The organism is Streptomyces racemochromogenes, from assembly GCF_044129415.1.
In the GTDB taxonomy this organism is placed as follows: domain Bacteria; phylum Actinomycetota; class Actinomycetes; order Streptomycetales; family Streptomycetaceae; genus Streptomyces; species Streptomyces racemochromogenes_A.
In genome coordinates, this window is the sequence record NZ_JBBDHD010000173.1 from 1 (window position 1) to 10,744 (window position 10,744).

8 protein-coding genes and 1 pseudogene are annotated in these 10,744 nt (G+C 75.1%); 6 read left to right on the top strand and 3 right to left on the bottom strand.

Annotated features, from left to right (window positions below):
* Positions 1-169: 169 nt before the first annotated feature.
* A pseudogene (locus WDV06_RS33880) lies at positions 170-2,890 on the top strand (hypothetical protein); the annotation flags it as partial.
* Positions 2,891-3,122: 232 nt separating this feature from the next.
* Here WDV06_RS33880 and WDV06_RS33885 read toward each other — a convergent pair.
* A complete protein-coding gene (locus WDV06_RS33885; RefSeq protein ID WP_395513656.1) occupies positions 3,123-3,458 on the bottom strand; it encodes a hypothetical protein in 336 nt (111 codons plus the stop codon).
* Positions 3,459-3,793: 335 nt separating this feature from the next.
* On the opposite strand from WDV06_RS33885, the gene WDV06_RS33890 reads away from it, so the two are divergent.
* The 4 genes from WDV06_RS33890 to WDV06_RS33905 are packed head-to-tail and all read left to right on the top strand — an operon-like array spanning position 3,794 to position 8,207.
* Positions 3,794-6,703, top strand: a complete 2,910-nt coding sequence (locus tag WDV06_RS33890; RefSeq protein ID WP_395513657.1) for a sensor histidine kinase — start codon at positions 3,794-3,796, stop codon at positions 6,701-6,703.
* Positions 6,700-7,137, top strand: a complete 438-nt coding sequence (locus tag WDV06_RS33895) for a roadblock/LC7 domain-containing protein (protein ID WP_100865124.1) — start codon at positions 6,700-6,702, stop codon at positions 7,135-7,137. The genes WDV06_RS33890 and WDV06_RS33895 overlap by 4 nt, the downstream gene beginning before the upstream one ends.
* A gap of 10 nt (positions 7,138-7,147) precedes the next feature.
* On the top strand, positions 7,148-7,600 hold the full coding sequence (locus WDV06_RS33900; RefSeq protein WP_395513658.1) for a DUF742 domain-containing protein: 453 nt from the start codon (positions 7,148-7,150) through the stop codon (positions 7,598-7,600).
* Entirely contained in the window at positions 7,581-8,207 is a 627-nt protein-coding gene (locus tag WDV06_RS33905; protein WP_395513659.1) for a GTP-binding protein, read from the top strand. The genes WDV06_RS33900 and WDV06_RS33905 overlap by 20 nt, the downstream gene beginning before the upstream one ends.
* 211 nt (positions 8,208-8,418) lie before the next feature.
* Here the strand turns inward: WDV06_RS33905 and WDV06_RS33910 are convergent, their stop codons facing one another.
* Both WDV06_RS33910 and WDV06_RS33915 read right to left on the bottom strand, forming a co-directional pair.
* Complete coding sequence (locus WDV06_RS33910) at positions 8,419-9,609, bottom strand: lipid-transfer protein (RefSeq protein WP_395513660.1); 1,191 nt, start codon at positions 9,607-9,609, stop codon at positions 8,419-8,421.
* Entirely contained in the window at positions 9,606-10,055 is a 450-nt protein-coding gene (locus tag WDV06_RS33915; protein WP_395513661.1) for a Zn-ribbon domain-containing OB-fold protein, read from the bottom strand. Before WDV06_RS33915 ends, WDV06_RS33910 begins: the two co-directional genes overlap by 4 nt.
* A 77-nt stretch (positions 10,056-10,132) precedes the next feature.
* Here WDV06_RS33915 and WDV06_RS33920 point away from each other — a divergent pair, with 77 nt between their 5' ends.
* Positions 10,133-10,666 carry an NUDIX domain-containing protein gene (locus WDV06_RS33920; RefSeq protein ID WP_395513662.1) on the top strand — a complete coding sequence of 178 codons (534 nt, stop codon included), beginning with the start codon at positions 10,133-10,135 and terminating at the stop codon, positions 10,664-10,666.
* The last annotated feature ends 78 nt before the right edge of the window (positions 10,667-10,744 follow it).

A 10,744-nucleotide genomic window follows, 5' to 3' on the forward strand; every position in this document is an offset into this window, starting at 1 on the left:
CCCCCCCCCCCCCCCCCCCCCCCCCCCCCCCCCCCCCAATAAACAAACAAAACCCCAAAAACCCATATCCCTTAACCGTAGTGGTGGGCTCGTATATTTTTATAAGACACACCACGCCGCGGGAGCGCGCAGCGGCGCGCCGGCCGCGGGCCAGGCCGGCACCACCACCGCCGGACGGCTCACCGCCGAGGACCTCGACCGCAACGCCGACACCCTCCGCGAGCTGCTGTCCGACACCGTCGGCGCGGCCGAACGCCAGCTGTTCGAGCTGCGCACCGCCGCCGCCGACGACGCCCGCATCCTCGGCGCCCTCGGCGACGGCGGCCTGCTGCCGCCCGGCCCCGACGTCCTCGCCACCGTCGAGTACCTCGGCGAACACGGCATCCCGGCCCTGCCGGGCTGGCGCTACCTCGCCCAGTCCGTGGCCCCGGCCGACCACGCCGCCGTCCTCGCCGCCCGCCCCGAACTCGTCGACGGCGTCATCATCACCGACCCCGACACCCACTCCCGGGCCCGCGAGGTGCTCTCCGGCGCCGCCCTGCTGCCCCGCTCCACCGTCGCCGTCGGCACGGCCGCCGCCCTGCTGGCCCCGGCACCCCCCGCGGACGGCGATGCGGCGGTCTCCGGCGTCTTCATCGTGTCGCCGAACCCGGCCATGCACGACGAGCACGCCGCCGACGAGGAACGCCAGGCCCTGCGCGCCCGCGCCACCGCCCGCGACGCCGAGATCCGCGAGCTCGCCGCCCGGCTCGCCGGCGACCGCGAGCTCGCCGCCCGCCTCGCCTCCTGGCGCACCGGCTGCCCGCCCGGCCGCCTGGCGGAGCTCGCCGAACAGGCCGCCGCCGCCCGCGCGTTCGCCGAGGAAGCCGACGCCGAGCTCGGCGAGGCCCGTACCGTACGCACCGAGGCGGACGAGGCCGCCTCCGACGCGGCCCGGGTCCGCGACGAGCGCCAGGAGACCGCCCAGCGCGCCCGCCGCGCCGCCGACGCCCTCGCCGGCCTCGCCCACCGCCTGCGCGAGCGCTCGGCCTGGCAGGCGAAGGTGCGCGAACTCACCGACGAGGCCGCCGCGTCCGAGGCCCGCGCCGAGGCCTGCCTGGACCGGGCCCGCGCCGCCGACGAGGACCGCCGCGCCGCCCAGCGCGCCGCCGACGACGCCCGCCGCACCGCCCGGGCCCTGCGCGCCGAACGCGCGGAGATCGCCGGGGCCCCCGACGGGCTTCCCGAGGACGGCGGCCCCCGCGCCCCCCTGCCCGACCTCCGCGAGGCCTACCGGGCCGCCTCCCAGGTCTACGAGAAGGTCGGCGTCGGCGCCGACCTGCGCGCCGAACAGGCCCGCGCCGAGAGCGACGAGAGCGCCGCCCTCGCCGAACTCGACCGGCTCACCAACAAGGTCCGCACCCGCGCCGCGCAGCTCCTCGAAGGCACCGACGGCGCCGACGGCCCCTCCCGGCAGGCCGCGGCGGCCCGCGCCGAGGCCCTCGTCCAGATGCTGGAGTCGCGCGCCTCCGCCGCGAGCGAGCAGCTCGGCCGGCTGCGCGGCGAGGCCGAACGCCACGCCCCCGCCGACGGCGAGGCGCACACCGAGCTGCCCGAGGAACTGGTCCCGGCCGACGTGGAACAGGCCCAGGGCCTGCTGCGCACCGCCACCGCCCAGCTCGCCGCGCACTCCGCCGCGGTGGAGAGCGCCCGCGCCGCCCACGCCGACCTGCTGCGCGCCCACCGCACCGCCGAGGACGGCGCCGGCGGCTTCGACGAAACCGCGGCCCTGCTGCGGGACCTGCTGCGCGACCACACCCACCCGGAGGACGAGCAGGAACCGGCGCCGCACCGCGGCACCCTGGAGGAGGCCCGCCAGTCCGCCACCGACACCCGCCGCACCCTGCGCGCCTGCGCCGCCGACCTCTCCGCCGCAGAGGCGGCCGTGCGCGAGGCGAGCGACGTCCTGGTGCGGCACGCCAACGCCAACCGCTACGAGCAGGTCCGCACCCCCGCCCGCCAGCAGATCCGCGAACTGCCCGCCTCCGCCCTTCCGGAGCACGCCGCGGCCTGGGCGGCCGCCTTCGCCCCGCGCCTGCGCGTCCTGACCGACGAGCTCGCCCAGCTGGAGCGCAACCGCGACAGCATCGTCGACCGGCTGCGCGGCCTCGTGGAGTCGGCCCTGGCCACCCTCCGCTCCGCCCAGCGCCTCTCCCAGCTCCCCGAGGGCCTCGGGGAGTGGTCGGGCCAGGAGTTCCTCCGCATCCGCTTCGAGGAGCCCGACCAGGCCACCCTCACCGAACGCCTCGGCGAGGTGATCGACGAGGCCACCCGCACGGCCGTCAAGAAGAACGCGGCCTTCGGCGAAGGCCGCCGCGACGGCATGTCCCTCCTCCTGCGCGGAGTCCAGGCGGCGCTGGAGCCCAAGGGCATCGCGGTGGAGATCCTCAAGCCGGACGCCGTCCTGCGCGCCGAACGCGTCCCCGTGGGCCAGATGGGCGACGTCTTCTCCGGTGGCCAGCTGCTCACCGCGGCCATCGCCCTGTACTGCACGATGGCCGCCCTCCGCAGCAACGACCGAGGCCGCGACAAGCACCGTCACGCGGGCACGCTGTTCCTCGACAACCCCATCGGGCGCGCCAACGCCACGTACCTGCTGGAACTCCAGCGCGCGGTCTCCGACGCCCTCGGCGTGCAGCTCCTGTACACCACGGGCCTCTTCGACACCACGGCGCTGGCGGAGTTCCCCCTGGTCATCCGCCTGCGCAACGACGCGGACCTGAGGGCGGGCCTGAAGTACATCAGCGTGGAGGAACACCTCCGCCCGGGACTGCCCCAGCCCACGCAGGAAACGGAATCCATCCACGGCGAGATCACCGCGACCCGCATGTTCCGCCGCGCGCTTTCCTGAGGCGCCGCTCGCACCACCGCGGACGGCTGCGGATGGTGTGCCGCAGCGCGGACCGGAACCCCCGCGCTGCGGCACCGCGACGACTCCGCGCGGCGGCCCCCCGGCCCCGCGCCGGCGGCACCCCGGCCCGGACGAGGACGTCCCGGGCCCGCGCGGCAGCACCCCGGCCCCGCGCGGCGGCCCCCCGGCTCCGCCGTACGGCACCAACGCCCCGCCGTACGGCGCCCCCGCGTCAGCGCCCCCGCACCGCGCTGCTCGGCTCCGACACCACCCCGTAGCGCTGGTTCCACATCTGCCGCGTGATCCACACGTCCAGCACGGCCCACGTGGCCACCACCGTCCCCGCTATCCCCCCGAGCACCATCGGCAGCGCCAGCCAGGACCCCGTCAGCACCAGGAAGAACGTCGCCGACGCGTCCGTCAGCGTCACCGCCACCACCAGCACCGCCCGCACCGCCGACGCCCGCACCGGATCCGGCATGCGCCGCCGACGGGCCGGCGCCTCCACCCACAGGCCCCGCCCGGCCGCCTCGGACACCGATCCGTCCTCTTCGTCGTACATCCTCATGGTCCGCTCCGCTCGCTCGCGAGCCCAACGAACGGCCCCGTCCGGAGATTCCCGCATCCCGGACGGACCAGCCGCTCCCGGGCGTTCCGGATCGGAGAATTCCAGCCATCCCTCCGAAGCGGGGAACTGACACCCCACCAAGTGTCATCTGCCACATAACGGGCCGGACTTGACCGGAAGTAACGGACAACTCGTGATCTTCGTCCGGCGGTCAGGCCGAAAACGTCCGGACACGCCTTCGAGGCCGCTCCGTGGCAGTAGTAGGCTCACGCCGTTTAAATGACGGAACACCGACCCCCCACAACGGGGTTGAGCTGGGGGAGGCTGGGGAGGCCATGCGCTTTCGCGGGAAGTCGATCCGCCGGAAGATCGTGGCGTTGCTCCTGGTGCCGCTCGTCTCCCTGACCGCCCTCTGGGGCTTCTCGACGGTGATCACAGGCCGCGAGGCCGTGCAGCTGCTCGACGTCGCGTACGTCATCGGCAAGGTCGGGTACCCCATCGAGGACGTCGTCCGCGTCGTCCAGAAGGAGCGCCGCCAGACCCTCGTCGTCATCGGCGACCCGCGCGCCGCCGCGGCCACCGCCGAGCTCGCCCGCAGCCGCGCCGCCACCGACGGGATGATCCGCAAGATCACGGCGAACGCGAACGACGCCGAGGTCCTCGACGAGCTCAGCTCCGGCAACAGGCAGCGCCTGAGGTCCATCCTCGAAGCCTTCCACGGCATCGCCGCCCTGCGCCGCTCGGTGGACGCCGGCAGCCTGGACCCGACCCAGGCCCTCGACCTCTACAGCCGGCTCGTCGACCCCTGCTACGACTTCCTCATGAACCTCCACGCCCTGGAGAACGTGGAGATGGACAAGCAGGGCCGCGCCCTCGTCGGCATCACCCGCGCCCGCGAGACCCTCTCGCGCGAGGACGCGGTGATCGCCTCCGCCCTCGCCGCCGGCAACGTCTCGGCGGGCGACGTCCGCCGCGTCTCCACCTTCGTCGCCAACCGCGACCTGCTCTACGACTTCAACCTCGCGATCCTCCCCGCGGACGACCGGGGCCTCTTCGAGCAGTACTGGAACGGCCCCGAGAGCAAGGCGCTGCGCGACGCGGAGGAACGGTTCATCACCGCGGGAGCCGTCAAGAACCCGCGCGCCGTGACCGCCGCCCAGTGGGACGACGCCGCCCACAAGGTCCTCGACGACCTCGCCACCATGGGCACCGCCGCCGGCGACCGCTACCAGAAGCGCGTCGAACCCATCGCGCTGGGCGTCCTCGTCCAGGCCGCCCTCGCCGGCGTCCTCGGCTTCATCGCCCTCGCCTTCTCCCTCTTCCTCTCCGTGCGCATCGGCCGCGACCTGGTCCGCGACCTCTCCCAGCTCCGCAAGGACGCCCACGAGGCCTCCGGCGTCCGCCTGCCCAGCGTCATGCGCCGCCTCGCCGCCGGTGAGACGGTGGACGTGGAGACCGAGGCGCCCCGCCTGGAGTTCGAGAAGGACGAGGTCGGCCAGGTCGGCCTGGCCCTCAACAGCCTCCAGCGCGCCGCCGTCGAGGCCGCCGTCAAGCAGGCGGAGCTCCGTCGCGGGGTCTCCGAGGTCTTCGTCAACCTGGCCCGGCGCAACCAGGTGCTGCTGCACCGCCAGCTGACCCTGCTCGACACCATGGAGCGGCGCACCGAGGACACCGAGGAGCTCGCCGACCTCTTCCGCCTCGACCACATGACCACCCGCATGCGCCGCCACGCCGAGGGCCTGGTGATCCTCTCCGGCGCCGCCCCCTCCCGCCAGTGGCGCAAGCCCGTCCAGCTGATGGACGTCGTACGGGCCGCCGTCGCCGAGGTCGAGGACTACGAGCGCATCGAGGTGCGGCGCCTGCCGCGCATCGGCATCGAGGGCCCGGCCGTGGCCGACGTCACCCACCTGGTCGCCGAACTCCTGGAGAACGCCACGGTGTTCTCGCCCCCGCACACCGCCGTCCAAGTCCACGGCGAGCGCGTCGCCAACGGTTTCACCCTGGAGATCCACGACCGCGGCCTCGGCATGAACCCCGAAGCCCTGCTCGACGCGAACCTCCGGCTCGCCGAGACCCCCGAGTTCGAACTCTCCGACACCGACCGCCTCGGCCTGTTCGTGGTCAGCCGGCTCGCCCGCCGCCACAGCATCAAGGTGGCCCTCCAGCCCAGCCCGTACGGGGGCACCACCGCGGTGGTCTTCCTCCCGGCCGAACTCCTCACCGAGGCCCCCGACACCAACGGCAGCGGCATCCGCCTCGACGCCGTGCGGGCCGCCAAGGGACCGGCCGCGGTCAAGGGCGTCAAGACGGCCCCCGGCGCCCGGGGCTCCGGCCGCACCGGGCCCACCGCCCTGGACCGTGCCGCCTCGGCCCGCCCGCTGCCCGCCGGCGTGCTCAACGGCCCGGTCGAGCTGGAGGGCCCGCTCGGCCTCCTCGGCCTGGAGGGGCCGGACGGCCTCGACGGGATCGACGACATGGAGGACACCATCACGGGCATCGCCGGCGTCGGCGGCCGCCCGCCCATGGCCAGCCTCGACGACGAGACACCGCCCGGCGGCACCCCGCGCAGCGCCCTGCTGGGCCTGGGCTCCGCGGGCCGCCCCGACGGCGACCGGCGCGGCGGCGAGCACGGCGCCTGGAAGGGCGACCGGGTCGCCGACCTCGGCACCGACCGCCACCGCGACCGGGGCCGGGCCCGCGAGACCGGCCCGGAGACCGCCCGCGCCCGCGGCGGCGCCGACCGCGACCCCGCGGCGCCCACGGGCCCGGTCCGCGCCGAGCGCCCGCACCTGGACGCGGTCCGCCGCGAGGGCCCCCGCTCCGGAGCGGTCCCGCTGCCGCGCCGGCGCCCGACCCCCACCCTGGTCGCCGAGCACGGCCGCCGCGTCGAGCCCCGCCCGGCCGGGATCAAGGCCCCGGACCGTCCGCGGACCGGCCCCGAGGAGCCCCGGACGGCGGCCGGCCCGGGCGGCCTGCCCCGCCGGGTCCGCCAGGCGAACCTCGCGCCCCAGCTGAAGAACGGTCCGGCCCCCGCCGAACCCGAAGTCCCCGCGGCCCCGCGGACCGACCGCGACGCGGAGGACGTACGCGCCCGTATGTCCGCCCTCCAGCGCGGCTGGACGGCGGGCCGTGAAGAGTACGCACAGCAGCAAGACCGGCAGCACGCACCGCAGCAGTCCGAGACCGGGGACGGCACACCCGCCGCCCACGGTCCCGCGCACGAGAACGAAGGGGACGGTCGATGACCGCACCGCAGAACGGAAACGACAGCAGGGGCCGCGGCCCCGGCCCGCTCAACTGGCTCCTCGACGAACTCGTCGACAAGGTCGCCAGCATCCGCAAGGCGGTGGTCCTCTCCGGCGACGGCCTGCCGACGGGCAGTTCCAAGGACCTGACCCGCGAGGACAGCGAACACCTGGCGGCCGTGGCCTCCGGCTTCCACAGCCTCGCCAAGGGCGTCGGCCGCCACTTCGACTCCGGGCGGGTCCGCCAGACCGTCGTCGAACTGGACGAGGCCTTCCTGTTCGTCATGGCCGCCGGCGACGGCAGCTGCCTGGCCGTGCTCTCCGACTCCGACTCCGACGTGGGCCAGGTCGCGTACGAGATGACCCTCATGGTCAAGCGCGTCGGCGACCACCTGGCGACCGCCCCGCGCACCGGGCTGCCAGCCGGAGGGTGAGTCGGACCGTATGAGCGATCCAGGCCACGACCACCTCCCGAACGTCCCGGAAGCCGCCGAGGCCGCCGGCGCGGCGGACGGGAGCGGCCACCCGCACTGGTTCGACGACGAAGCCGGGCCCGTCGTCCGCCCGTACGCCATGACCCGCGGCCGGACCCGGCACGCCGCCCAGCACCGCCTCGACCTGATCGCCCTCGTCGTCGCCGAACCGGCCGCCGACGATCCGGTCTGGGACCTGACCCTGTCCCCGGAACACGCCCACATCCTCGGGCTGTGCCGGGAACGCCCCCAGTCCGTCGCCGAGCTCGCCGCGGACCTGGACCTCGCCGTCGGCGTCGTCCGGGTCCTCATCGGCGACCTCGTCGACGACGCGCTGGTCCACGTGAACCGGCCGGTCCCGCCGGCCGAACTGCCCGACGAATCCATTCTGCGTGAGGTGATCGATGGCCTTCGGGCGCTCTAGCCGCACCGGTGCGATGCACGCTGTCTCGCCGGTCGAACCGCTGACTCTGAAGATCCTGGTCGCGGGGGGCTTCGGGGCGGGCAAGACCACCCTGGTCAGCGCGGTGAGCGAGATCCGTCCACTGCGCACGGAGGAGACCCTCTCCGAGCCGGGCGCAGCCATCGACGACACCGGGGGAGTGGAGGCGAAGAACACCACGACCGTGGCCATGGACTTCGGCCGCATCACCCTCCGCGAGGACCTGGTGCTCTACCTCTTCGGCACCCCGGGGCAGGACCGCTTCTGGTTCCTGTGGGACGAGCTCGCGCAGGGCTCCCTGGGCGCCGTCGTCCTGGCCGACACCCGCCGGCTCGCCGACTGCTTCGCCGCCGTCGACTACTTCGAGCGCCGCGGCCTGCCCTTCCTCGTCGCCGTCAACTGCTTCGACGGGGCCGAACGCCACCCCGTGGTGACCATCCGCGAGGCCCTCGACCTCGACGCCGAGGTGCCGGTGCTGCTGTGCGACGCCCGCGACCGCGAGTCGGTCAAGGACGTGCTGGTGGGAGTCGTGGAACACGCCATGTCGCTGGCCCGGGCCAGGCGGGCGAGCCTGACGGCCGGAGCCTGACCGGACGGCGCGCGGGGAGGCGGGGGGGGGGGGGCCCCCCCCCCCCGGCGGGGGGGGGGCGGGCCCCCGCGGCTCTCATGGGGGGCTGGGAGGGTCCCGGCGCGGGACCGTGGGGAGAGTGTGAACCCGCCGCCGGGGAGCGTCAAGCACCCCGGCGGCAGCACTTCTCCCGGCCCGCCCCGCCCGCTGGTGAGGGGCACCCCGGCACTTCTCAGCGCACCGCCACGACAGCCGAACCGTGCCCGAACAGACCCTGGTTCGCGGTGATCCCCACCCGCGCCCCGGGCACCTGCCGCGCCCCGGCCGTCCCCCGCAGCTGCCAGGTCAGTTCGCACACCTGGGCGATCGCCTGCGCCGGCACCGCCTCCCCGAAGGAGGCCAGCCCGCCGCTCGCGTTGACGGGCACCCGCCCGCCCAGCGCGGTCGCCCCCTCCCGCAGCAGCTTGGCGCCCTCGCCCTCACCGCACAGGCCGAGGTCCTCGTACCACTCCAGCTCCAGCGCCGTCGACAGGTCGTACACCTCGGCCAGCGACAGGTCCTGCGGCCCCAGCCCCGCCTCCTCGTACGCCGCCCGGCCGATCGACGCCCGGAAGGAGCCCTCCGCCGGCGCCACCGCCACCGCCGCATCGGTGGCGATGTCCGGCAGGTCCAGCACGGTACGCGGATACGTGGGCGTCACCGTCGACACCGCCCGGACCCGCACCGGGTCGGCCACCCCGCGCGCCCGCGCGAAGTCCATGCTGCTCAGCACGAGCGCGGCGCCGCCGTCGGAGGTCGCGCAGATGTCCAGCAGCCGCAGCGGATCGGCGACCACCGCGGACGCCGCCACCTCCTGGGCCGTCACCGCCTTGCGGTAGCGGGCGTTCGGGTTGAGCGCCCCGGCCGCCGAGTTCTTCACCTTGACCTGCGCGAAGTCCTCCCCGGTGTCCCCGTACAGGGCCATCCGGCGCCGTGCGTACAGCGCGAAGTACGCCGGGTTCGTCGCCCCCAGCACCCGGAACCGCAGCCAGTCGGGATCGTCCGGCCGGTCGCCGCCGGCCGGGGCGAAGAACCCCTTCGGCGCGGCGTCGGCACCCACCACCAGCACCACGTCCGCCAGTCCGGCCAGGATCTGCGCCCGCGCGATGCCGATGGCCTGGGCCCCGGAGGCGCAGGCGGCGTAGACACTGGTCACCCGGGCGCCCTGCCAGCCGAGCGCCCGCGCGAAGGTCGCCCCGGCGACATAGCCGGGGTAGCCGCCGCGCACGGTGTCGGCGCCGACCACGGACTCCACGTCGGTCCACTCCAGCCCGGCGTCGGCCAGCGCCGCCCGGGCGGCGGCCCGCCCGTACTCGACGAAGCTGCGCCCCCACTTGCCCCACGGGTGCATGCCGGCACCCAGTACGGCGACCTCCCCGCTCACCGCGCCCCCTCCACGGGCCGGAACCGCCAGGTCGTCCAGGTGGTCCCGGCGTCCTCGTCCAGCACCCCGCCGACGACCTCCACCTCCATGCCGACCTCCAGGTCGGCCACCGTCACCCCGGGTGCCGCCTGCCCGAGCACGACCATCCCCTCGGCCTCCAGCTCCACCGCGACCAGCGTGTACGGCTCCCAGGGCGCGTCCGGGTCGGACACGTAGGGCGCGGGCGGCCGGTAGCGGCCGTCCGTGTAGGACCAGACGCGTCCGCGCGGCGACAGCGGCACCTCCACGAGCGCACCGCCGCCGGGGCAGTGCGGATTGCGGCAGTACGCGTCCTCGCGCGGGAAGAACAGCGCCGCGCAGGCGGAGCACTCCGTCCCGAGCAGACGGAAGCCCTCGGGCGTGTCGGCGAACCACCCGCTCACCACGGGTGTACGTGTGCGAGCCAAGACCCCTCCCTCGACCGGTATCTGACGAGTCGTCAGAAGTCTGCCACGCCGGACCCCCGTTGGCATACGATCGCCGCATGCCGGCACAGCTGAGGGACGCGCACTGCTCCGCCTGCGGAGCCCCGTTCGACACCACCGACTGGCCCCGCAGGTGCACCGCCTGCGGCACCGTCACCTACCGCAACCCGCTCCCCGTCGCCGTCGCCCTGCTCCCCGTCGAGGACGCCTCCGGCACCGGCCTGGCCGTCATCACCCGCACCATCGAACCCGCCAAGGGCGGCATCGCCCTGCCCGGCGGCTTCATGGACTTCGGCGAGGACTGGCGCGAGGCGGTGGTCCGCGAACTGCGCGAGGAGACCGGCATCGAGGCCCCCGCCTCCGACGTGGCCCTCGCCGACGTCCTCAGCTCCCCCCACGGCCACCTGCTCGTCTTCGGCCTCCTCCCGCCCCGCCCGGCCGCCGCGCTCCCGCCCTCGGAGCCCACCGACGAGACGACCGGCTGGCACGTCCTCCACGCCCCCGACACCCTCGCCTTCCCCCTGCACACCCAGGCGGCCGCCTCCTGGTTCGCGGGCCGGTACCCCCGAAACACCCAGCCCCGCACGCCCTAGATGTATTGCCCAGTGAGGTTGGGGACGCGGCTGGCGGGTGGTTTGCCTGCGAGCGCGGTGTGTCCGCGGTGGTGATTG

What these genes read in the sequence shown, in the direction of transcription:
- WDV06_RS33885 (WP_395513656.1), bottom strand. Translation starts at nt 3,458, where the DNA reads ATGAGGATGTACGACGAAGAGGACGGATCGGTGTCCGAGGCGGCCGGG.
- WDV06_RS33890 (WP_395513657.1), top strand. Translation starts at nt 3,794, where the DNA reads ATGCGCTTTCGCGGGAAGTCGATCCGCCGGAAGATCGTGGCGTTGCTC.
- WDV06_RS33895 (WP_100865124.1), top strand. Translation starts at nt 6,700, where the DNA reads ATGACCGCACCGCAGAACGGAAACGACAGCAGGGGCCGCGGCCCCGGC.
- WDV06_RS33900 (WP_395513658.1), top strand. Translation starts at nt 7,148, where the DNA reads ATGAGCGATCCAGGCCACGACCACCTCCCGAACGTCCCGGAAGCCGCC.
- WDV06_RS33905 (WP_395513659.1), top strand. Translation starts at nt 7,581, where the DNA reads ATGGCCTTCGGGCGCTCTAGCCGCACCGGTGCGATGCACGCTGTCTCG.
- WDV06_RS33920 (WP_395513662.1), top strand. Translation starts at nt 10,133, where the DNA reads ATGCCGGCACAGCTGAGGGACGCGCACTGCTCCGCCTGCGGAGCCCCG.